This is a genomic window from Helcococcus bovis (genome assembly GCF_046035835.1).
In the GTDB taxonomy this organism is placed as follows: Bacteria; Bacillota; Clostridia; order Tissierellales; family Peptoniphilaceae; genus Helcococcus; species Helcococcus bovis.
In genome coordinates, this window is sequence record NZ_JBFNGB010000001.1 from 25,054 (window position 1) to 48,467 (window position 23,414).

At 27.4% G+C, this 23,414-nt stretch carries 20 protein-coding genes; 7 read left to right on the forward strand and 13 right to left on the reverse strand.

All coding sequences use genetic code 11. The annotated features are described in order from the left end of the window. Window positions 1–8: 8 nt before the first annotated feature. Both galE and ABGF48_RS00130 read right to left on the reverse strand, forming a co-directional pair. Window positions 9–1,028 carry a UDP-glucose 4-epimerase GalE gene (galE, locus tag ABGF48_RS00125; RefSeq protein WP_408104329.1) on the reverse strand — a complete coding sequence of 340 codons (1,020 nt, stop codon included), beginning with the start codon at window positions 1,026–1,028 and terminating at the stop codon, window positions 9–11. A gap of 18 nt (window positions 1,029–1,046) precedes the next feature. Continuing rightward, window positions 1,047–3,050: a polysaccharide biosynthesis protein gene (locus ABGF48_RS00130; RefSeq protein WP_408104330.1), complete on the reverse strand. Its 2,004-nt coding sequence runs from the start codon at window positions 3,048–3,050 to the stop codon at window positions 1,047–1,049. Between the two features lie 170 nt (window positions 3,051–3,220). Between ABGF48_RS00130 and ABGF48_RS00135 the strand changes: the two genes are divergently transcribed. From ABGF48_RS00135 to ABGF48_RS00150, 4 genes are read left to right on the forward strand one after another with little or no spacing between them, the layout of a single operon-like run. Beyond that, window positions 3,221–4,444, forward strand: coding sequence for an aminopeptidase (locus tag ABGF48_RS00135; RefSeq protein ID WP_408104331.1), 1,224 nt, complete (start codon window positions 3,221–3,223; stop codon window positions 4,442–4,444). Between the two features lie 12 nt (window positions 4,445–4,456). After that, window positions 4,457–5,683, forward strand: coding sequence for an aminopeptidase (locus ABGF48_RS00140; RefSeq protein WP_408104332.1), 1,227 nt, complete (start codon window positions 4,457–4,459; stop codon window positions 5,681–5,683). A gap of 59 nt (window positions 5,684–5,742) precedes the next feature. Next, complete coding sequence (locus ABGF48_RS00145; protein WP_408104333.1) at window positions 5,743–6,789, forward strand: D-alanine--D-alanine ligase family protein; 1,047 nt, start codon at window positions 5,743–5,745, stop codon at window positions 6,787–6,789. Further along, on the forward strand, window positions 6,782–8,161 hold the full coding sequence (locus ABGF48_RS00150) for a UDP-N-acetylmuramoyl-tripeptide--D-alanyl-D-alanine ligase (protein ID WP_408104334.1): 1,380 nt from the start codon (window positions 6,782–6,784) through the stop codon (window positions 8,159–8,161). The genes ABGF48_RS00145 and ABGF48_RS00150 overlap by 8 nt, the downstream gene beginning before the upstream one ends. A 245-nt stretch (window positions 8,162–8,406) precedes the next feature. Here the strand turns inward: ABGF48_RS00150 and ABGF48_RS00155 are convergent, their stop codons facing one another. From ABGF48_RS00155 to ABGF48_RS00205, 11 genes are all read right to left on the reverse strand, one after another. Next, window positions 8,407–10,266, reverse strand: coding sequence for a GH25 family lysozyme (locus ABGF48_RS00155; RefSeq protein WP_408104335.1), 1,860 nt, complete (start codon window positions 10,264–10,266; stop codon window positions 8,407–8,409). 92 nt (window positions 10,267–10,358) lie between these two features. Next, window positions 10,359–11,432 (reverse strand): undecaprenyldiphospho-muramoylpentapeptide beta-N-acetylglucosaminyltransferase, encoded by a 1,074-nt coding sequence (locus ABGF48_RS00160; RefSeq protein ID WP_408104336.1) that lies wholly within the window; start codon window positions 11,430–11,432, stop codon window positions 10,359–10,361. A gap of 9 nt (window positions 11,433–11,441) precedes the next feature. Then, window positions 11,442–12,713 carry a serine--tRNA ligase gene (gene serS, locus ABGF48_RS00165; protein WP_408104337.1) on the reverse strand — a complete coding sequence of 424 codons (1,272 nt, stop codon included), beginning with the start codon at window positions 12,711–12,713 and terminating at the stop codon, window positions 11,442–11,444. After that, window positions 12,700–13,359, reverse strand: a complete 660-nt coding sequence (locus ABGF48_RS00170; protein WP_408104338.1) for an NAD(P)H-hydrate epimerase — start codon at window positions 13,357–13,359, stop codon at window positions 12,700–12,702. The genes serS and ABGF48_RS00170 overlap by 14 nt, the downstream gene beginning before the upstream one ends. Continuing rightward, a complete protein-coding gene (locus tag ABGF48_RS00175; protein WP_408104339.1) occupies window positions 13,356–14,306 on the reverse strand; it encodes an ATP-binding protein in 951 nt (316 codons plus the stop codon). Before ABGF48_RS00175 ends, ABGF48_RS00170 begins: the two co-directional genes overlap by 4 nt. A 2-nt stretch (window positions 14,307–14,308) precedes the next feature. Further along, a complete protein-coding gene (locus ABGF48_RS00180; protein ID WP_408104340.1) occupies window positions 14,309–15,139 on the reverse strand; it encodes a DnaD domain protein in 831 nt (276 codons plus the stop codon). After that, window positions 15,123–15,701 carry a GNAT family N-acetyltransferase gene (locus tag ABGF48_RS00185; protein WP_408104341.1) on the reverse strand — a complete coding sequence of 193 codons (579 nt, stop codon included), beginning with the start codon at window positions 15,699–15,701 and terminating at the stop codon, window positions 15,123–15,125. The genes ABGF48_RS00180 and ABGF48_RS00185 overlap by 17 nt, the downstream gene beginning before the upstream one ends. Further along, window positions 15,694–17,025, reverse strand: a complete 1,332-nt coding sequence (gene dnaB / locus ABGF48_RS00190; protein ID WP_408104342.1) for a replicative DNA helicase — start codon at window positions 17,023–17,025, stop codon at window positions 15,694–15,696. Before dnaB ends, ABGF48_RS00185 begins: the two co-directional genes overlap by 8 nt. A gap of 12 nt (window positions 17,026–17,037) precedes the next feature. Beyond that, window positions 17,038–17,481, reverse strand: coding sequence for a 50S ribosomal protein L9 (gene rplI, locus ABGF48_RS00195; protein WP_408104343.1), 444 nt, complete (start codon window positions 17,479–17,481; stop codon window positions 17,038–17,040). Then, complete coding sequence (locus ABGF48_RS00200; protein ID WP_408104344.1) at window positions 17,481–19,463, reverse strand: DHH family phosphoesterase; 1,983 nt, start codon at window positions 19,461–19,463, stop codon at window positions 17,481–17,483. Before ABGF48_RS00200 ends, rplI begins: the two co-directional genes overlap by 1 nt. After that, on the reverse strand, window positions 19,460–20,416 hold the full coding sequence (locus ABGF48_RS00205) for a DUF2232 domain-containing protein (RefSeq protein WP_408104345.1): 957 nt from the start codon (window positions 20,414–20,416) through the stop codon (window positions 19,460–19,462). Before ABGF48_RS00205 ends, ABGF48_RS00200 begins: the two co-directional genes overlap by 4 nt. A gap of 291 nt (window positions 20,417–20,707) precedes the next feature. On the opposite strand from ABGF48_RS00205, the gene ABGF48_RS00210 reads away from it, so the two are divergent. The 3 genes from ABGF48_RS00210 to ABGF48_RS00220 all read left to right on the forward strand — a co-directional run bounded on the left by ABGF48_RS00210 (window position 20,708) and on the right by ABGF48_RS00220 (window position 23,106). Beyond that, a complete protein-coding gene (locus ABGF48_RS00210; RefSeq protein ID WP_408104346.1) occupies window positions 20,708–21,049 on the forward strand; it encodes a hypothetical protein in 342 nt (113 codons plus the stop codon). Window positions 21,050–21,785: 736 nt separating this feature from the next. Further along, complete coding sequence (locus tag ABGF48_RS00215) at window positions 21,786–22,247, forward strand: hypothetical protein (RefSeq protein ID WP_408104347.1); 462 nt, start codon at window positions 21,786–21,788, stop codon at window positions 22,245–22,247. Between the two features lie 16 nt (window positions 22,248–22,263). After that, window positions 22,264–23,106 (forward strand): hypothetical protein, encoded by an 843-nt coding sequence (locus ABGF48_RS00220; RefSeq protein WP_408104348.1) that lies wholly within the window; start codon window positions 22,264–22,266, stop codon window positions 23,104–23,106. The last annotated feature ends 308 nt before the right edge of the window (window positions 23,107–23,414 follow it).

The following is a 23,414-nucleotide window of genomic DNA, read 5'->3' on the forward strand; positions in this document are numbered from 1 at the left end:
TATATTAATTAATTTTCTTCATACCCATTTGGATTATTTGATTGCCAATTCCAACCATCTTCAATTGCTTTTGCTAAATCAAATTGAGCTGTCCAACCTAGTTCATTATTAGCTTTACTTGCATCACAAATTGAAGTATCAATATCTCCGTCTCTTCTTGTCCCAATTTCATAGTTTATTTTTACACCTGTAACTTTTTCAAAAGTATTTACTATATCTAAAACTGAACTTCCATTTCCTCTACCTAAATTATATATGGATACTCCATTATTTTGTTTCAATACATCTAATCCTAAAGTATGTCCTTTAGCTAAATCTACAACATGAATATAGTCTCTAACTCCTGTGCCATCTTTAGTATTATAATCATCTCCAAAAATCATAAGCTTAGGTAATAATCCCACTGCTACTTTATTTACGTAAGGAAGTAAATTGTTTGGAATACCTTTTGGATCTTCACCGATCATTCCTGAACTATGAGCTCCAATTGGATTGAAGTATCTAAATATTACTATATTCCATGAATTATCACAAGTGTGTAAATCTTCTAAAATCTGTTCAATAAACCATTTTGACCATCCATATGGATTGGTTGGTCTTCCCTTTTCATCATTTTCACTAAATGGCTTACCATTATTTGCAGCATATACTGTTGCTGATGATGAAAATATAATATTTTTCACATCATATTTTTTCATTGTATCTAAAAGAACTAATGTGCCTGAAATATTATTATCATAATATTCTAAAGGTTTTTCTACTGATTCTCCTACAGCTTTTAATCCAGCTAAATGGATTACCGCTTCAATCTCTTCATTATCAAAAACTTCTTCTAAATCTTGAGATAATCTAATATCACCTTCATATACTTTTACATTTTTTCCTGAAATTTTTTTTATTCTTTCAATTACATTTTTTGATGCGTTTGAAAAATTATCAAAAATCACAACATCTTTACCTTGTGATAGCAATTCCACTGCTATATGTGAGCCTATATATCCAGCTCCTCCTGTTAATAATACTGACATTAATCTACCTTTCTATTTTTATTTAGATGTTTTATATAACTGTTCAAATTTTTCTTTATTATTTAATAAATCCGACTCTGATGAATGATATGTCGGTACAATTGTGCTTAAATATTTTAATACATTTGTTACATCATTTTTTGATGCAGGATTTTGCATAGAAATTAAATTATTGAAAAATATCTCATTATCAAAATCTATTGGTTGAGCAATATGAATTAATTGATTTTCAGTCTTTCTCAATCCTTCTTCTGACATTAATTTTTCTTCATATAATTTTTCACCTGGACGTAATCCTGTATATTCTATTCTTATATCTTGATCTGGAACATATCCTGAAAGTTTTATTAAGTTTCTTGCTAATGTATCAATTTTTACTGGCTCTCCCATATCTAGTACAAATATTTCTCCACCTTTAGCATAGAATCCAGCTTCTATTACTAATCCTACAGCTTCTGAAATTGTCATAAAATATCTAATGATATCTTTATGAGTTACAGTAACTGGTCCACCTTCTGCAATTTGTTTTTTGAATAATGGAATAACTGAACCATTACTTCCTAAAACATTTCCAAATCTAACAGCAACGAAGTTAGTTACAAATTTACAATCAAAATCTCTCAATTTACCTTGATTAATTATATCAAGTTTTGGCAGTTTTGATAAATCTTTGTTTCTTATAACATAGTCCATACTTTGAATTATCATTTCGCAAACTCTTTTTGTTGTGCCCATAACGCTTGTAGGATTTACAGCTTTATCCGTACTGATTAAAATAAATTTTTCAACATTATATCTTAATGCAGCGTATGCTGTATTAAATGTTCCATAAATATTATTTTTTATAGCTTCATTTGGACTTACTTCCATTAAAGGAACGTGCTTGTGTGCTGCTGCATGATAAACAATATTAGGTCTATATTGATTAAATACATCGTCCAATCTTTTTTGCTCTCTAACTGAACCTATAACAGCAACTAAATTAAGATCTTTGTATTTTCTTCTTAATTCTTGTTCAATTTCATATGTATTATTTTCATAAATATCAAATAGAATTAATTGTTTTGGATTATTTTGAGCTATCTGTCTTGAAAGTTCACTACCAATAGTTCCTCCTCCACCTGTAACTAAAACTACTTTTCCTGAAATATTTCTCATTGTAGCAGCTGTGTTAATTTTTATAGAATCTCTTTCTAAAAGGTCTTCTATTTGAACATCTTTTAATTGCTTCATAGTTACATTGTTACTATCCAACAAATCTGGAATAGAAGGTATTATCTTTAATTTTGCACCTGTTTCCTTAGCAATATTTATAATATCTTGTCTCATTTCAATACTTGCTGAAGGGATAGCTATTATAATAGTATCTATTTTGTATTTTACTGAATTTGAAAGTATCGTATCTCTATTTCCTAAAATTGGTATACTTAAAATATATCTTCCCCATTTATTTGGGTTATCATCTATAAAACCTTTAACAATATATTTTTCTTTTTCATAATTTCTTATATCATGTGCGATCATTCTCCCCGCTTCTCCAGCACCAACAATCAACACGTTATTTATTAATTTTTCAGAAACTGAATCAATTCTATTTGTAATCAAAATTAAATAAATTTTGTATGCAAATCTCACTCCTGTTACCATTAAAAATTGAACTAATCCACCAACTATAAAATATGATGCAGGCATTCTAAATTTGAATATCAAAGCTATAACATAATGTATAGCAGTTGTAATGAAAAATGAATATATTCCCTTAAATAGTTCTGGAACACTTGCAAATCTCCATAGACTTTTATACATTTTTAATATATAAAAAACTATTAAAGTAATTACCGTATAATACGGTGTCATTTCCATATAATTTTTAATATATATACTTGGTATTGTTGTATAACTAAAATCAAATCTCAACATTAAAGCAAATAAGAAACCAAATTGAATAGCAGCTATATCAAATAATAGCAATCCAAAATTGATAAATTGCCAATGTTGAATTTTCTTCTTTAAATCATTCATAATTTTCTCCATTCATTTTAGTCACCAAATTTATATTTATTGGCCGTAAAATTCGCCTATTTTCAGGCATTATTATCTCTAATTTTATCACACAGCATATATATTATCAATATTCGAAAATTGTTTCAATTAGTGCTATAATAAATTTAATATGAAAAATTGGAGGAATTATGAATTTCAATGAAAATTTAAAAAAATATGCTGAATTAATAATAAAAGTCGGAGCAAATGTAGGAAAAGGAGACATCATTTCTATCGGATGTCCAGTTGAAAGAGCTGAGTTTGCAAGGATGCTTACAGAAAGCGCGTATAAGGCTGGTGCAAAGGAAGTTGTGATAAATTGGGTTGATGGACAAATTTCAAGATTATCATTAGAACATTCACCTATAGAAGTGCTAGAAAATATCCCTCAATATGTTTATGACAGAATGGAATCATATGCAGTGAGAGGACAAAAAAGAATTGCTATTAGTGCCGAAGATCCAGAATTATTAAAAGGAATAGATCCTGAAAAATTAATGAGATATTCAAAAGCTCAATCTGAAAAGTTTCAACCTTTAAGAAAATATTCCATGAATGACATCAACTCATGGACTGTAGTTTCCGTACCAACTGAAGCATGGGCAAAAAAAGTTTTTCCAAATAGTGAAGATCCTCAAAAAGATTTATGGGATGCAATTTTTAAGACAACTAGAGTTTATTTAGATAATCCTGTAGAAGCTTGGGAAAATCACTTGGAAACATTACTAACAAAAGCTAATTGGTTAAATGAACAAAACTTCAAATATTTACAATATAAAGCATCAAATGGTACAGACCTACAAATAGAACTACCAGAAGGTCACATTTGGACTGCTGCTTCGAGTACAAATGCAAGAGGTGAAAGATTTGTACCAAATATGCCAACTGAAGAAGTATTTACTCTTCCTCATAAAGACGGTGTAAATGGTGTTGTATATTCTTCAAAACCATTAGTTTACAACGGAAATGTAATCGATGAATTTTGGTTAAAATTTGAAAATGGTAGAGTTGTTGATTTTGATGCAAAAGTTGGAAAGGAGACATTATCTTCTATTTTTGAAAAAGATGAAAGAGGTAGATATCTAGGTGAAGTAGCTTTAGTTCCTTTTGACAGCCCTATCTCAAATTCAAATATTTTATTCTACAATACACTATTTGATGAAAATGCATCATGTCATTTAGCATTCGGTAAGGCATATCCTACTACAATTAAAAATGGTGAAAATATGTCAGATGAAGAATTAGCAGAACATGGAGTAAATGACGCACTAGTTCATGAAGATTTTATGGTTGGTACTAAAGATTTAGATATAGTTGGAATTAAACACGATGGAAACAAAGTTGATGTTTTCAAAAACGGAAACTGGGCTTAGTTTGGAGGAATTATGAATTTACAAGAAAAAATAGCAAAATTAGCAGAATTATCCATAAAAGTTGGCTTAAATGTTTTACCTGGAGATACTGTTCAAATCTATGTTCCAGTTGATAGAGCAGATTTAGCCAGAGAAGTTGTAAGAGAAGCTTATGCAGCTGGAGCTCATAAAGTTATCGTTGAATGGGAAGATGATGCTAAAAAATTAATGGATTACACATATAGAACAACTGAAGATTTACAAGAAGTTGCAGACTATGATTATGAAAAAGCTGAAACATTATTGAAAAATGGTGTAAAACAATTATTTATTCGTGGAGTAAATCCTGAATTATTAAAAGATATCGATCCTAAAAAAATTCATGCTGTAGCAAATGCTTTAAGCACAAAAATGAATGACTTGAAAAAATATAGAATGAATGATATCACATCATGGACAATTATTTCAGCTCCAACAGAAGGTTGGGCAAAAAAAGTATTTCCAAATAGTGAAGATCCTATTTCTGAACTATGGGAAGCAATTTTTGAAACAACAAGAGTTAATAAAGAAGATCCTGTTCAATCATGGAAAGATAATATTTCAAATCTAACAGCTAAAGCTGATTGGTTAAATAAAATGGATTTTGAATCTTTACACTATACAGCTTCAAATGGTACAAACTTAACAATCGGTTTACCAAATGGACATATTTGGAGAGCAGCTTCAACTCAAAACGCAAAAGGCGAAGCATTTTTACCAAACATGCCAACTGAAGAAGTTTACACAATGCCAATGAGAGATAAAGTTGATGGAAAAATATTTTCATCAAAACCTTTAGCAAATAATGGAAACATCATCGATGAATTTTGGGTAGAATTTAAGGATGGTGTAGTTGTTGACTTTGATGCTAAAGTGGGAAGACAAGCTTTAGAAGAATTATTAAATCAAGATGAAGATAGATCAAGAAGACTAGGCGAAGTTGCTTTAGTTCCATTTGGTAGCCCTATCTCAAATTCAAATATTTTATTCTTTAATACACTATTTGATGAAAATGCATCATGCCACTTAGCTTTAGGTGCAGCATATCCCACAACAATTAAAGGCGGAAATGATATGACTCCTGAAGAATTAGAAAAAAATAGCGTAAACCAATCAATCATTCACGTTGATTTCATGGTTGGTACAAAAGATTTAAATATCGTTGGAAAGAAAAAAGACGGTACTGAAGTACAAGTATTTAAGGATGGTAATTGGGCATAGTTGCCTAATTACCTCTTTTATAGTATATTTATATATTATGAAAAAATTTAGGGGGAACAGTGGATATTCATATTCTATGTGGTGGCGAAAGTAGTGAACACGACATTTCTCTTAGATCTGCAAGATCTATTATTAACCATCTAGACAAACAAAAATATAATGTAAGTTATACATATATTACTAAAGACGGAAAATTCGTGCCAATCGGCGAATATACTGAAGATATCATTGACTCAGAAGATATTAAAACTGATACAAAATTAAACAAAAATGAATCAATTATAAATTTTTTAACTTATATAAACAAATTAGATAATCCTTTAATCATTCCATGTATTCACGGAACAACTGGTGAAGATGGTCAAATACAAGGATTTTTACAAACATTAGGATTAAATTATGTAGGAAATGGAATTGCCTCATCAGCAGTTTGTTTCGATAAATCTCTTACAAATGATATTTTTGAATTAAATAATATTCCTCAAGCAAAGTATTATTTAGTTACAAAAAATAGATATTTAAGATATGAAGACAAATCTTCCCTATTATCAAATATTTTTGATACTTGTGGAGAAAATGTATATGTAAAACCTGCAAGCAATGGATCATCAATTGGTGTTTCAAAAGCAAATATAGATAATATAATAGAAGCAATTGAAGAAGCATTTAAGTATGATAATAAAGTTCTTGTTGAAGAAGCAAAAATTGGTGTAGAATTGGAAATTTCTGTAATTGGAAATGGAGAACCTAAAGCATCTCTTCCAGGATCATATTATACAGAAAGAGATCTTTTTGACTATACAGCAAAATATTTAGATAAAAATCTAGTTATAAATGTACCTCATAAATTACCAAAATCTGATGAAGATAAAGTTAGACAATTAGCAATAGACGCTTATATAGTAACAGGATGTAAAGGATTTGCTAGAGTAGATATCTTCATGGATGAAAATCATGATTTCTATGTTAATGAAATAAATTCATTCCCTGGTATGACTCCAACATCCTTATCAGCAGGTTTATGGGAAGTTACAGATCGCACAACTTACTCTGAATTTTTAGATATTCTTATAAATTTAGCCTTAGAGGAGTCAAAAAATGCTTAATTTAAAATTAAATGAAATTGCTTCCCTTTGTGGTGGAACATTAAATGATTTAAAATTTGGAGATACAAATATTGATTTAGTTTCAATAGACACAAGAACTATTGAGCAAGATGATATGTATATGCCAATTATTGGTGAAAAATTTGATGGTCACGTATTTATTGATGAAGCTTTTAACAAAGGTGCTGCCGCTACATTTTCTAAATATGGAGAATATGATAATCCAAACAATAAACCAATAATTTGGGTTAACAACACAAATCAAGCATTTATAGATTTAGCAACAAATTATGTAAAAGGTTTAGATAAATTAAAAATAATCGCTATTACAGGATCAAACGGTAAAACTACAACTAAAGATTTAATATCAAGTGTCTTAGAAAAAGATTTAATCGTAAAGAAAACTATTGGAAACTTAAATAATCATATCGGTGTACCTAGAACATTATTAAGATTTGATAAGCATACCGATGTTGGGGTTGTAGAAATGGGAACAGATGGTTTCGGTCAAATAGAAGTACTTTCCAATATGGCAAAACCGGATATAGCAATAATTACAAATATTGGTGATTCTCATTTAGAACAACTTAAAACTAAAGAAAACATCGCAGAAGAAAAACTTCACATAATTGATGGATTAAAAGAAGATGGTATTTTCATATACAATAATGATGATGATATTTTAAGAGAAAAAGTAAAATCTATTAATATAAAGCAAAAAACTATTAGTTTTGGCACTAGAGAAGATTCAGATTTTGTCATTAAAATTATTGAATCAAATAAAAATGGAAGTGTATTTAATATAAATGGATATGTATTTAATATTCCACTAATAGGAAGTCATCAAATTCTTAATTCAACCATCGCAATAATAATAGGTAGACTTTTCGATGTTAACAAACAAACTATTATTGATGCTTTAGGAAAAAAAGAAATCACAAAAATGAGATCAGAATTAATACCATGTAAGGGATTTGACATACTAAACGACAGCTATAAATCCAATCCTCAATCTTTAAGAAGTGCATTGGAGACAGCTAATTTATTAACTGGATATTCTAGAAAAATAGCTATTTTAGGGGATATGTTAGAACTTGGAGATAACGAAGTTGAACTGCATAAAGAAATAGGTAGAGAAATATCACCTGAAAATGTTGATTATTTACTACTTTATGGAAAATTAAGTAAAAATATTTATGATGAAGCTATTAAACACTTTGATGGTAATCGTGTATTTTACTTTGATACAAAAGATAAACTAATAGATAAAGCTAAATTCTTGATTACAAAAAATTCACTTGTTTTAGTAAAAGCTTCAAGATCCATGAGAATGGAAGAAATTATTGAAGTTCTAAATCATATTAATTTATAATATAATAATGGCTATTGCAAAATAATTAAAAATGTTATTTTGTAATAGCTTTTTTACTAAATACTAAAATTAAAAGGAAATTAAAAAAAAAGAGAATTAGAAATTTTACTATCTAATTCTCTCAATATGTTACTTTAATTCTTTACCAGCACTACTTGTGCCCTATGGGTATTTGACAAAGAACTTAATTTAATTAAAATACTAATTTTGTGACTTATGGACATTTGGCAAAGGATTTTTTATTATTAATATCCTAAAATTTCATTAACTTTATCTTGAATTGCATGATAGTTATATCCCGCTTTTTCAAGTCTAACCTGTCTATCAGGCCATACTCCCCACTTGTTATTTAATACTTCATAAGCTAAATCTGTCACAGATTTACTCTTAGCAGCTTTAGGTGTTTCTGGTTTATGAGACTTAATTTTATTGATGTCTACATTTCTAATAAATCCATTAAATCCTAGATTTTTTATAATAGATGGATAATCATAAAATATTTTGTTCATATCTGTTGATGTAGATCCATTTCCAACCTTTTCACCCTCTGATGAATATTGATGAATTCCTGATTTTTCTAACCATTTTTCAGATGGGTTTATTCTCCAATCAGCTAACCATAAATCATAATGCTCTAATCTATCTGCTTCAAAATAATTTTCCATATAATCTACATTAGCATAATTTCCTACGTACCATCCATAAGATTTTAATGTTTCCAAAAATTTAATAACGATATCTGTTCGAGTTTTCTTATTTAAGTAAACGCCCTGACTATTAGCATATTTATCACTAAAATACTCAAAATCTGCAAACAATGGAAGTTCTATTTCTCCTTTAAATTCACTCATTAAATTATTAAATGTTCTAGCTTCTTTTACAGCTTCTTCCTCACTTATTGGATACATTGCCCAATAAGCTCCTACATGTAATCCATGATTTAATGCTTCTCTTATATTTTTTCTTGCATTTGCATCGATATCTGTACTATATCCACCTCTAACTATAACACCTTTTATATCATTAGCTTTTAATTTGTCCCAATAAATTGTATCTCCATTCCACTCAGAAATATCAACTGCTTTAATTTCTTTTTTATTTTTCTTGAACACTAAAATCATAGCTTCATCTGAAAGATTTTTTACATCAGTTTGATATTTCTCTTCAGGTTTAACAATATCTATTTCTGGTTTCTTTTTATTTTTTTTAGATTCTGGTTTAGGTGCTGGCTTTGGTGCAGGTTTAGCATTTGAAACTTTTACATGATTTGGATTAATCCATGATCCCGGTACATCTTTAGATGTTGTAACATTTATCATTCCATTATATCTTGAAAATACAAAGTATTTACCTGCTCTAACAGTATTAACAGGATTTGATCCATTAACAGCATCATATGATGAGATAAATCCTCTTACATCTCCTTTTAATACATATTCGTTAGCTTTAGCAACTTCCACTTTTTTATTATTAGAATGTACTTCCATATTCTTTTTAGATTCTTTTATTGTTTCTTTAACTTCTGGTAACTTACTTGGTTTACTTACACTTTGTTTTATAGAACTATCAAAGTATATCCAACCTCCTGGTTCACCTTTTGTCTTAGATAAATTAAATGCTCCATCATATTCCCTATAAATATAGTAATCTCCAGGGAAGAATGTCCCTCTTTGATTTACTTTATTTTTAGCATCATAGGATGATATGTATACTGGAGTGTTCGCTGTCAATGACATCTTTCCGTTATTTGCCACTACTACCTTTTGATTTGATGTATAAACAACACTTTTTTTATTATTTTGAGTGTTTTGTGATCTTTGAGAATTTTCGTCAGGATTAATCCATCCCCCTGGTTCTCCTTGTACATCAGTAATATTTATAGATCCATTAAATCTTCTATAAACATAATATGTTCCAGCTCCCCACTTTCCTGTAGAGTTTTTTCTAGTCTTTGCATCATACGCATTTGTATAAACACTTATTCTACTATTTACGACATATCTCTCACTATCGGCTGAAGATAACTTAGGAAAAAATAGTGCTCCAGCAGTTACTACAGCGGATAATGAAAGTATACATATATTTTTTATATATTTTTTCTTCATTTCTCCTCTTTCATAATTATTTATAATTAAAGTTTTATCAAAACAATTATATATGTTTTGTAACCTTTTTGCAATAATTTATTATAATTAATTTATTTTTTTATCTCTTTTAACTTGTTATAAATTTTTAATACATTTTCATCAAATTTAAAATTATTCATTTTAGAAATAAATCCCAATTTTTCAGCAAACATTTCATCTACTAAACTCAATAATTTCTCGCTATTTGAATCTTCTTCCATAATCATTTTAGCAAATCCATTTTTTTCAAATGATTTAGCATTATCAATTTGGTCTCCCCTTGATTGAGTCATTGGTAATGGAATCAAAATCATAGGAATTTTATAGTATAAAAACTCAAAAATTGCATTTGAACCAGATCTTGAAATAACAATATCTGATAAAGCAAATACATCTTTTAAATTTTCTTTAATATATTCAAATTGATAATATCCGTCATGTTGAATTGATGGGTTATATCCATTTTTACCAGTTGCATGGATAACATTGTATTTAGAAGTTAGATAATCTAAATTATCTATTATCGTCTTATTTATAAATTCAGCTCCTAATGAGCCTCCCATAGCCAATAGTGTTGGTTTATCATTATTTATGTTTAACCATTTTTTTGCTGAATCTTTATCTCCATTTTTCAAATCTTCCCTGATTACCGGCCCTAAAAACTTACCTTTTCCAGATTTTATATATTTCTCTGTTTCTGGGAATGTTGTAAATATAGTTTTTACAAATGGTTGAACTAATTTATTAGCCAGTCCTGGTGTTAAATCTGATTCATGTGCAATTGAAGGTACACGGCTGAACCATCCTCCAACTATAACTGGCACAGAAACAAATCCTCCTTTTGAAAAAATTACCGATGGTCTAATCTTAAATATTATAAATATAGATTGTAATATTCCCCACATAACTTTGAAAATATCTAAAAAGTTTCTAAATGAAATAAATCTTCTCAATTTTCCAGTAGAAATTGGAATATACTTTACCCCTTCAATATCTTTAATCAGTTCTCTTTCTATACCTTTTTTAGATCCGATATAATAAATATCCCATCCTTCTTTTTTTAATAATGGTATAAGTGCTAAATTTACTGAAACATGGCCTGTGGTACCACCGCCAGTTAACACAATTTTTTTATTTTCTGACACTTTAACTTCCTATTTTGAAATTTTTTCTTTATTATTCATATATGATCTTAAAACTTCAGGAATTGTTATAGAACCATCTTCATTTTGGTAGTTTTCCAAAATAGCTGCAAATGTTCTACCAACAGCCAATCCTGAACCATTTAATGTATGAACAAAGTTTACTTTTCCTTCTCCATCCCTATATCTCAAGTTTGCTCTTCTAGCTTGAAAATCTTCAAAGTTTGAACATGATGAAATTTCAACATATCTACCATATGATGGCATCCATACTTCAATGTCATATGTCTTAGCTGATGAAAATCCTAAATCTCCTGATGATAGCATCACAACTCTATATGGAATATTCAATAATTGTAATATCTTTTCAGCATCTGCTGTTAATTTTTCCAATTCTTCATATGAATCTTCTGGTTTCGCTAATTTTACCAATTCAACTTTATCAAATTGATGATTTCTTATTAAACCTCTTGTATCTCTACCTGCTGAACCAGCTTCTTGTCTAAAACATGGTGTATATGCAGTATATTTCACTGGTAATTCTTCGTATGATAAAATTTCTTCTTTTCTGTAATTTGTTACAGGAACTTCAGCTGTTGGAACTAAGAAGAAATCTTTACTTGGTAAGTAAAATGCGTCTTCTTCAAATTTTGGCAATTGCCCTGTACCAATCATAGAGTCTCTGTTTACCATATATGGAACAGATAATTCAGTATATCCTGATTCTTCAGTATGTGTTGCAAGCATAAATGCAGCTATAGATCTTTCTAATCTTGCTCCTAAGCCCTTAAATATTGAAAATCTTGCACCTGTAACCTTAGCAGCTCTTTCAAAATCTAAAATATCTAAATCAACACCTAAATCCCAGTGAGCTTTTGGTCCAAATTCAAATTTTCTTGGTTCTCCAAATTTTCTAATTTCAACATTATCACTGTCATCTTTTCCTAGAGGAACTTCTTCATTTGGAATATTTGGTATGTATAATAATTTATTTCTAATTTCAGCATCTATAGTTCTTACTTTTTCGTCCATTTCCTTAACTTCTGCTGACAATTCCTTCATTTGAGCAAAGATAGGAGCCACATCTTTTCCTTCTTTTTTCAATTGTGGAATTGATTTTGAAACTTGATTTTGTTCAGCTTTTTTAGCTTCTACCTCTGTAATTAAAGCTCTTCTTTCTTCATCTAGATCAATAATTTCTTGAATAGGAAATTCCCCATTTCTCTTTTTTAATCCTTCTATAACTTTATCTTTATCTTTTCTGATAAGCTTAATATCTAACATTTTTACCTCTCTCAAATAATCCGATATTTTCCACAATAATTTCTATATTATTAATTCTATGTTTTTTATTTAATCCTTTTTTCAATTTATGAAATGTAACTATCACATCTGAATCTATACATTTTAGATTTGAATTTTCATCATCAGAATCCAATCCTGATGGAATATCTACTGATATAGTGTAAATTCTTGATTTATTTATAGTATCTATAATATATTCTGTCGTACCATTGAAAATAAATTTATATTCCAAACCTGTAATTGCATCGATTATAGTGTTAACTCTATTTAAGTCACTGGATAAATTTTGCAATTCTTCCAATGTTTCAAGATCATTTATTTTAATATTTAGTTTTTTCACCAAGTTAAATTGATATTCAAAATCTTCTGTTATGCCTTCTTTATTATCGATAATATAAATTTCAACTTGTTTTCCGAGTGCTAATAGATTTCTTGCAATTGCTAATCCGATAGCCCCATTATTTGTAAGTCCACAAACTATAGCAAAAGTGTTTCTTCTAATTAAATCGATATTTTTCAACACTTTCAATGCCTGATTTTCAATAATAATCTCAGGTTTTATACCAAGTTCTTCAATATTATACTTTTTTAATCTAGTAAATTCATCCCTTAAGATATAACTCATTTTTTTATCCTTACATCATTTCCATAAAAATATTTTTGATAAAATTCTCCTACGATACGTGAAGAGATTCTCGTATCATATATGGATCTAACATCTTCTGTATCCAAATTTGATGATATAATTACTGGAAGTTTTTTTACAATTCTTTTGTTTAACACTTCGAAAACAGCCGACTTTGTATTATCATTTATATTATTTGAACCTAAATCATCAATTATAAGTAAATCACAATCATATATTGAATTTATCCTTGGCAAAAGATCTGATTTTTGATTGGAAAATGCAAATTTGTACTCTAAAATCAAATTAACAAGATCTGATTCAGAAAGATATACAACTGAAAAATTTCTATCTAATACTTCTTTCGCAATACTATTAATCATAAAAGTTTTACCCGTACCTACTGGACCAAATAAAAATAAATTTACAGAGTCTCTGCTGAAATTAACTGCATAATCATAAAATTGCTCTTTTAAGTCCCTCATATTTTCATATGGACTTATATTTTCATTACTTTGTCTATCTTTTCTAAACAAATTCAAATTAAAATTATCAAAATTTTCTTCTCTTATGATTTCTTCAATTTCACTATCTTTATACAGTTTTTGAACTTCAAGTTTTTTTCTACATTCACATATCCTAGTTCCGTTAACTCCTGTATCGTGGCATATATCACAATGATATTTCATTTCCAAATAATCTTTTGGAATATTATTTTTTTCCATCAAAATATTTTTTTCAGAAATCAATTTAGAAATCTCTTTCGATATATCGTCAGATGATTTTTTTTCAATAAGATTATTAATTCTTTGGATATTTTTTATTTTTATTTCATTTGAAATTTCAATAATTCTAGGCACTTTTTTTCTAACTTCATCAATCCTATTTTCCAAATTGATTTCATTTTGCCTTCTTCTATCTTCTAATATTTCTTGAACTGTTTTCATGGTTATTTCCTTCTTCTAGTTGGAAGCTTCTTATTCATTTTTTCTTGAACAAATTTTAGTCTCTCTTCCTTACTCATCCTGTCATCTTTATCAGCAAGTGAAACCTTTTTAGATGAAGATTTAATATTTTTAATTTCTGATTTTTTTTCTTTTTCATTATTTTCTTTTTGTTCAAGATATTTTTCAAGCTTTTCAATATCCGTAGCGCCATCAATCATCCAATTTCTAATTGTAGCCATTATTTGATCTACCGATTTTATTCCTCTAATATTGGACGCCATCATATATGCATATGATATGAAATCTGTACTAGCTCCAAAATCATTCATAGTCCCTAATACTTTCTTGATTTCTCTAGGATTTAACTTCAAAGGAATATATTGTCCTTGAGATATAAACTCTTCAATATTTTCAATAAGTTGTCTACTTTCAACTGACTCAACAGAATTATTATAAATTTCTTCTTTTTCTATATAATCTTTTTCAAAAGTGCTTCTCGCAAAAGTATTACCCTTTTTCTGATTCATACCATACATGGATTGTAAATATTGTGTTCTAACAGATTTAAATATATATTTATCTCCATCTTGTTCTACCAATCCTTGATCAATCCAATATTGCCACGCATCAACAACTTGCCCCTCTGTTAACTTCATTTCGATAGCAATATTATCATTTGAAATTTCTTGATTTTCACTATATGCAACAGAAAGTGCATATAGATATACTTTAATTTGTACTTCATTTGCAAAAGACAAATAAGTATTTATAAACATATTTTCAATAGGTGTTGTACCCAAATCGATAATATTTTGCTCAATCTGTAATTTCATCTAAATACTCCTGTCTTTTTAATCTCATCTCATATATTTTTGTAAAAATAGCACCATTGCGCTCTTCAAAATATCCTTTATATTTTTCTTTATTAATATCAATAGCCTGATTTTCAAATTTGATATATTCGGAAGAATGCATCTTAAAATTAAACTTTTTATATAAGTTAATTGCTCTTAAATTCCAAGCATTTACTTCTAAATCTAATCTTCTCATGTTCAAACTCTTAAAATATAATTCTAAAAATTCACCCAAAACAATTGATCCTATACCTTTAGAAATAAATTTTGAATTAAGGACTATGCCTAATTTAGCAGTCCTTAAAACTTTATTAATTTCTTTTGCACCGATATATCCAACTAAATCTCTATCTTTATTAAATATTGAAAAATATAAAGCATGATTACGCTCTTGCTTCATCTTAAACCAAATATCTAATTCTTTATCAGATAAATCACTATAATTGTATCCGATAAACAACGGATCTTGATGATCCGCCCAATTTTTTAATAATAAGCCATGTTCTTTTTTTAGTGGCTCTAATATATATTCTCTACTCATTTTCTTGCATATGCTCAAAGTCATAAAATTTAGTATTTTCTTTCTTAAAGTATAATTTAACAGTGCCAGTTGGACCATTTCTGTGTTTACCAATTATAACTTCAATTGTATTTTGCTCTTCTGAATCTTCATTGTAATAATCATCACGATATAACATCATTACAACGTCAGCATCTTGCTCGATAGCCCCAGACTCTCTTAAGTCAGATAGCATCGGTCTTTTATTAGTTCTTTCTTCAGACTTTCTTGATAATTGTGAAAGTGCCAATACCGGAATATTTAATTCTTTTGCAAGCGCCTTTAATCCTCTTGAAATATTTGATATTTCTTGTTGTCTATTTTCATTTCTACCAATATCAGTCGTCATCAATTGAAGGTAGTCAATAAGAATCAAATCTATACCATGTTCTTGTTTCATACGTTTAGATTTTGCTCTTAGTTCTGTTAGAGAAATACTTGCTGTATCATCAACATACATGTCAATACTTGGGATTATATTTGATTTTTCATATAATAATTGCCAATCTTCTTCAGGGATTTTGCCAGATATTATATATTGCAATTCTACATTTGTTATAATCGATAAAATCCTTTGAAATATCTGTCTTCTACTCATTTCAAGTGAAAATACTGCTACTTTTTTCCCAGCTAAAGCTGCATTAAGTGCCATATGAATTCCTAAAGCAGTCTTCCCTACTGATGGTCTAGCTGCTAATAAAATCATATCAGAATTTTGCAAACCTGATAATTGTCTGTTCAGATCTCTAAAACCAGTTGTAACTCCTGTGATATCTCCATCATTTTGAGACATTTCCAATATATGATTAAACGCCTCTTCCATTGTATTTTCAAGTTTAACAAGTCCTTCATTATTATCAAAGCTACTTAATTTAAATAGTTTTTCTGAAAATTCTCCTATTAATTCCTCTGATGAATTTTTGGTAGTATGAACTTTATTAATTACATCATCTCCAAATGTTAGTAATTTTCTAAGCATAGACTTTTCTTTTACTATATTTAAATATGAGTCATAATTAGCTCTATAATAAGTACTATCTAATAAAGTCATTACATATGTCTCATCTCCAACATCTGCAAGTGTACCTTTAGAACTTAGCTTATCATTAATCATATTAAAATCTATTGGAGAATTTTCAAAACTCAATTCAGATATGGCATCATAAATTACAGAATTTCTTAAATCATAGAAATCATCTCTTTTAATTTTTTCTAATAATAAATTCACCAAATCATTATGAACTATTACAAGCCCTAAAATGGCTTTTTCTGTTTTTATATCACTTGGTGCGTAATTTGATTCCATATATTTCTCCGATTATTCTGGTTTTACTTCTACTTTTAAATCTGCCAACATTTCCGGGAAAACTCTAACTTTAACTGTATAAATCCCAGCTATTTTTAAGTTATCACTCAATTCCACTTTCTTTTTATCTATTTCTATTCCTTTTTCTTCTAAAGCTTTAGCAATATCTCCTGATGTTACTGATCCGAATAATCTTCCATCATTTCCTGATTTTTTCTTTACAACTACTGATAATGTTTCTAATTTTTCTTTTAATTGTTCTGCTTCGGCTTTATTTGCTTCAAACTCTTCTTTTCTAATTCTTAATTCTTCTTCCCAAGCTTTTTTATTTTCTTTAGTTGCTTCTACAGCTAATTTATTTGGAAATAAAAAGTTTCTTGCATAACCTGTCTTTGCATTTACTAATTCGCCTTCTTTCCCTAAACCTTTAACATCCGCTTTTAATATAACTTTCATTAATCTTCCTCCTGTTCATATTCAGAAATTGCTTTTTTAAGCAATTCTTTTGCTTCTTCTATTGTTGAATCTATTTGAGTAGCAGCCATTGTTCTATGTCCACCCCCATTCAATTTTTCCATAATAAGTTGTACAGATACATCCCCGTAAGATCTTGCAGAAATATGTATCCTCCCTTTTGAAATTGTAAATACGAATGATGCTTTAATGTTTCCAATACTCATCATTTCATCTGCAGCTTGCGATGCGATTAGTGTTGATTCTTCATAATCATGATTAAATTCCCCAAAGATGTATATATCTTTATATATTTGAGAATTTAATATTATTTCAGATCTATATTTCAAAATTTGTAAATCTTCACTCATAAGTTTATTTACAATACCTAGATCTGCTCCATTATCTTTTAGCACTACAGCTGCTTCAAATGTTCTAACTCCAGTTTGCTGATTAAAACTCTTAGTATCAACAACAACCCCTGCAAATAGTGCATTTGCAATCGTTTTGTCAATTTCTATCTTTTCATCCATATACATAAGCATTTCTGTAACTAATTCTGAAGCTGATGATGCGTATGGTTCTATATAATTTAATATAGCATTATCAATATAATCACTACCTCTTCTATGATGATCAATTATCACAACAGATTTTGTTTTTTCAAGCATACGTGGTTCTTCAATTGACGCTTTCCTATGATTGTCTGTAACTATAACTAATGAAGATTCTTTTATTTTCTCAAAAGCTTCGTCAGGAACAATAATATGTTCTCTCAATCCTTCTATTTCTTCTACAGCATAATCATATAAATTTCTAATTGCAGGTGTTATTTCCGATAAAACTATATATGCTATCTTGTTTCTTTTTGTAGCAACATGCCATAACCCTAAAGCTGAACCAAATGAATCCATGTCCGGATTTTTATGTCCTGATATATAAATATCTGTAGATTTATCTATTAGTTGCATCAATGCATGAGCTACTACTCTTGCTTTAACTTTTGTACGTTTTTCTGTCGCTTGATTTTTGCCTCCAAAATATTCCAATTTATCTTTTGATTTAATAACTATCTGATCTCCACCTCTACCTAATGCAATATCCAACGCAGAGTTAGCTGATTTTTCAATAGCTCTAGGTGATTCTTCATTTTTACCAATTCCTATTGATAAAGTCGGAGCCATTGATGCTCCAGTACTTACATTTCTTACATCTTCAACAAAACTAAATTTTTCTTGTGCCATTTCATTATATTCTTTATTATGAACAACTGCTGTATATTTACTATTATCATTCTTTTTAATGTAGCTTCCATATTTATGAAAATATGAAGTTATCTTACTATCTATTTCAGCAAATATAATTGGTCTCTTCTCACTTGAAGTGTTTTGAGACAATTCTTCATAGTTGTCAAGCCTTATATTCATCAAAACAATTTTTTGATCTTCATATTTTTTCAAAGTATTTTCTTTATCAGTAGTATCAATAAAATACAACAATGTCATCGGACTATTTCCATCATGATTTGTATAATTAAATTGTACATTATAATTTCTAAATCCATATACTATATCCATGCTATAGAAATTTCTACTATTTAATTTTTCAACATTTATTTCAGGTATTATGTTATACATCTTCATCTGTATCAATGAAGACTTTTGCCCTATAAGATCCTTAAATCTTGAATTATACCAAACTAATTCATGATTATCATTTAATATTGCAATAGGAAATGGCATTGTAAATATTGCGCTTTTTGTAAATCCTTCAAATGAAACTTCCAATTGATCAATATAGTTCTTAATCTCTTTATCCTTTTTATTGTAAGTATCATAAGCTACACCTATAGCTATAAATGAAGCAAATATACCAATTATCCCCAGATATATATTTAATATTAATAAAATTATTGTTATAACTAATACAAGAATTGGATTTATCCATATATTAAAATATTTTTTATCAAAAAAATTATTACTCATTTCATACTCTCTCTTAAATTAAATACCATCCTTAAATTTACTATTAAATCCATCAATCCTATAAAAGCAAATATCATATATGCTTGTAAAAATACAAATACAAATATAACAATTATATAAGCAACTATAAGATTAAATTTTCTTTCCAATAAAAAGTTTGACGTTAATATACCATTTCCAAATAATAAAAATATCAATACAAATGATATATTTTTCATTACTAAATCTATATTTTTTATTTTAAATACAAGTGAAATTAAATATCCTATTGCCACAGCTGTTGCAAATGCTCTAAATTCATTTCCTAATCTAAAATTATTCAATTTAGTATTTTGCTTTATTTCATATCCTATTTTTTTCAATAATTTAAGACTAAAAACTGTATTAAAAAATGCGATTAATATTGCAAAAACTACCAAAAATCCAGGAATAATACTTATAAAATAATTTGTTGCACTTTTCAAATTTTGAATATACAAATCAATTGAGTTACTCGAAAAATTTATATCACTCTTCAAAGATTCTTCCATATATTTTACAATGTTTTCCATAGAATTTTTAATATCCGTAATCATGTTAACCTTAAAAACAAAATAAAGTATTGAAAATGTTAAAATAATATATCCGATATATACAAATGTAGAAATCTTAACTATTTTTTCTATTTTGCATTGTCTTTTTATTAAATTTGAAATAACAAAACTCATAATTAATATAAGAGTTCCAAAAATCACAGTGCTTAAAATACCTGTTATGAAATACATTCCTACTATAGTAATTAAAAATGAAATAAAAAATTTCTTAATATCATATCTAATCAATAGTGTTATAAATGGAACAAACAAAAATAAATTAGATATCCCAGATAAACCTAAAAAATAGATAATCATTAGTGAAATAACACTTGTCATTAAAATATCCAAAGCACTCTCAAATCTTTTATTTTTTATCATATTTTCTCCATTCTATAACTATTATTATACCATTTTTAAGGCTAAAAAAACAATTATAGTGTATAACTTAACCTAATTCATATATTTTCACATCTATAATTAGAATAATTTGTAATATTATATACAGGAATTTGGCAGTTCCCGTATTTATGATTTAGCACCATGATTTTTTTTATTAAATTAATATATCACATACTTTAAGCTAGCATATTTACTAGCTTTTTTAAATTTTAAAAAACTTAAGAAACTGATAAAAAAGGAAATGAAACAGATGTCAAAATTAAAGTAACTATGAATGAAAAACTAATCAAAAAATCTTTGGAACTAGCTGGTTACAATCTTATTGTTACTTCTGAACTGTCTATGATTGAAAAAGATGTATATGAGGCTTACCATATACTTTGGAGAATAGAAGTATCTTTTCATATAATGAAGTCTCAACTTGATGCTAGATCCGTTTATTTACAAAAAAAAGATACTATCATTGGAGATTTTCTAATTTGTTATCTTGATGTTTTACTTACAAAACTTTTACAATTTAAGTTTTTAAATAATACCTATAGTTCTGACGTTTTATTTGACTTCGTACACAATTTTAAAGTTGCAAAAATATCTGAAAGAAAATATATATAAATATTGCACTTAAAAATACATTACTAAAAAATTTCACCCCTATTTTGAATATTTTACGGATGAAATCTCTATTTTTAAAACTTTCATCTGCTTTTCTCGGATAAATTTACGGATAAAATATCCGATTTAATTGATTTCATCTGCTTTTATCGAAGTAATTCACATTCCTACTTAAAATTTACGGACAAAAATGGCGAATAAAGGCTTTTTGTCTGCTATTTTCTTCAAAAGATTCAAAATTTTACGGACAAAACTTAGAAAATTTAGAAATCCGTCTGCTTTTAATTATAAAATAAATGTAACAATATTAATGCTAATATAAGAATGTACAAAAAATGATTAAATAAAAAATACAAGAAAAATCAAACTAATATAGCAAATAAAGGGAGATTAGTTTCTAAAACGTTTTTTTATAATATTTATACATCAAAGAATTTAAGTGTTACTTAATACCACGTTTTTATTTTAGTATTAACGAAAAGGTATATAATATTAAATTATTTTAAAATAATTATAATGTTAAATAATATGAATATACTAAAAATAGTTTATTTTAATATTATTAATTTTATCTTGACATTTAAATTGTATTTTGTTATTTTTAAAAAAAAACGATTTCCTAAAAAAAATAAATAAATCTCAAAATTACTATTTTTAATATTTATTTTTTTAATGATATTTATGTTCAATATAATTTTTGTAATTATTTAATTGTTGTAGAAATAAGGAGGTATTTTTGAAAAGAAAATGTAAAATAGGAATAGGGATCATTTTATTTGTATTAATTTTGCTTGCTCTAATTTTATTTTTTATACAATATAATAATAATTTTTATAAAAAAACATTATTAAATTCATGGGGAATTAGTATCAAAAAACCTTATAATATTGATGTTTTATATGAATCTGAAAGAGGATTTGTAAATGATGGTCAAAGAATATTAAAATTAAATTCTAAAAACTTTGATTATAGTATTGATTGTGCTGAATGTTATAAACATGTAGAATTAGACAGTGATATGAAATTATTATCTGAAATGATAAAAAGTGCAGGATTAACGAGATTGATAAAATTAAGAGATATAAAAATTATAGATTCTATTAAAAAAAACAAGCATGATTCATTTTTTTTCAAGACCTTAATAATTATATTTGATGAAAATAAGAAAATATATTATATATTTGAAAATATTATATAATAAATGGAGGGTTTTTATGCGAAAATATAAAAAAAATTTTTTAGCGATTTTATTTACTGTTTTAACTTTTTATACATCTAATGTTTATGCTATAGATCCAAATGAAGAATCATATAATCAAATTTCGAAAGTGGTTAATATATCAGATCTAGATAATCAAATTAATGCTATTGAAAATCAATTATCTGAAATTAATTATTCCGTTGAAAAAAGTTTAGAAGATAATATCAAATTTTATAAAAATTTGATACTATCCGGAAATTTAAATCATGATAAAACTATAAAAACTAAAGAACTTATTGATACACTTGAACAACAATTGAAGGATTACAATGACTATAAATATAATAACATGATAAATAGAAAAAATGACTATTCCCGGAAATCTTTATTAAAAAATATATCCAATGTAAGTCCTATTATTACAATAGATCCATACCGAGAATTTAGAATACAAGTTGCAGCGGTTAATGCCTGGTTTTATGCTAAGGGGTATGTTTTATCATCAGAATTATTAACTCATGCAGTTAAAAATAAAAATAAAAACTCGGTTTATTCACCAGTTAATGGGTATAAAGTTGAGAATTCTCCAGTTTTTTCAAAATTAAAGAATAAACCATATAAAAGCACGGGTGATGATGCTTTTCCAAATTCTGGAACAACATCTCAAAAGGATTTATATTATGCCATACATAAGTTTAGCTGGGAAAGAGCTTCAAGTGGATATTTGATAATAAGAGATTATTATGATTTTGAGCCTAACAAGTATTCTAGTATTCAAAATATAGCTGTAAATGCGATGTATGCTGCACAACGAGCGGGATACCTAACTCCATATCATATTTCTATATCAAGATAGATGTAATTATTAATGAATGTGTTTCATTATTAAAAGTCAATACACAATGTTTGATATTAATTAAAAATTTATTAGTCAAATATCGTCAGTAAATAAAATAAGACATTTGGAGAATTAGATATTAGTTTTTTTATCAAATATACATAGATTTAATTAAGAATTAAAGTAACATTTTAAGAGTATTAAAAGATAAAATTCGGTTCTTTTAAATACTAATTATAATTATATTATAGAACCAAATTTTTATTTTTCATTCCTTTGGTTTTATATTACATTATATAAAATAAATAAAACCCACTTATACACCT

Bases quoted from the DNA above. Each gene is read 5' to 3' on its own strand.
- galE (WP_408104329.1), bottom strand. From the start codon at position 1,028: ATGTCAGTATTATTAACAGGAGGAGCTGGATATATAGGCTCACATATA.
- ABGF48_RS00130 (WP_408104330.1), bottom strand. From the start codon at position 3,050: ATGAATGATTTAAAGAAGAAAATTCAACATTGGCAATTTATCAATTTT.
- ABGF48_RS00135 (WP_408104331.1), top strand. From the start codon at position 3,221: ATGAATTTCAATGAAAATTTAAAAAAATATGCTGAATTAATAATAAAA.
- ABGF48_RS00140 (WP_408104332.1), top strand. From the start codon at position 4,457: ATGAATTTACAAGAAAAAATAGCAAAATTAGCAGAATTATCCATAAAA.
- ABGF48_RS00150 (WP_408104334.1), top strand. From the start codon at position 6,782: ATGCTTAATTTAAAATTAAATGAAATTGCTTCCCTTTGTGGTGGAACA.
- ABGF48_RS00155 (WP_408104335.1), bottom strand. From the start codon at position 10,266: ATGAAGAAAAAATATATAAAAAATATATGTATACTTTCATTATCCGCT.
- serS (WP_408104337.1), bottom strand. From the start codon at position 12,713: ATGTTAGATATTAAGCTTATCAGAAAAGATAAAGATAAAGTTATAGAA.
- ABGF48_RS00170 (WP_408104338.1), bottom strand. From the start codon at position 13,359: ATGAGTTATATCTTAAGGGATGAATTTACTAGATTAAAAAAGTATAAT.
- ABGF48_RS00175 (WP_408104339.1), bottom strand. From the start codon at position 14,306: ATGAAAACAGTTCAAGAAATATTAGAAGATAGAAGAAGGCAAAATGAA.
- ABGF48_RS00180 (WP_408104340.1), bottom strand. From the start codon at position 15,139: ATGAAATTACAGATTGAGCAAAATATTATCGATTTGGGTACAACACCT.
- ABGF48_RS00185 (WP_408104341.1), bottom strand. From the start codon at position 15,701: ATGAGTAGAGAATATATATTAGAGCCACTAAAAAAAGAACATGGCTTA.
- dnaB (WP_408104342.1), bottom strand. From the start codon at position 17,025: ATGGAATCAAATTACGCACCAAGTGATATAAAAACAGAAAAAGCCATT.
- rplI (WP_408104343.1), bottom strand. From the start codon at position 17,481: ATGAAAGTTATATTAAAAGCGGATGTTAAAGGTTTAGGGAAAGAAGGC.
- ABGF48_RS00200 (WP_408104344.1), bottom strand. From the start codon at position 19,463: ATGAGTAATAATTTTTTTGATAAAAAATATTTTAATATATGGATAAAT.
- ABGF48_RS00205 (WP_408104345.1), bottom strand. From the start codon at position 20,416: ATGATAAAAAATAAAAGATTTGAGAGTGCTTTGGATATTTTAATGACA.
- ABGF48_RS00210 (WP_408104346.1), top strand. From the start codon at position 20,708: ATGAATGAAAAACTAATCAAAAAATCTTTGGAACTAGCTGGTTACAAT.
- ABGF48_RS00220 (WP_408104348.1), top strand. From the start codon at position 22,264: ATGCGAAAATATAAAAAAAATTTTTTAGCGATTTTATTTACTGTTTTA.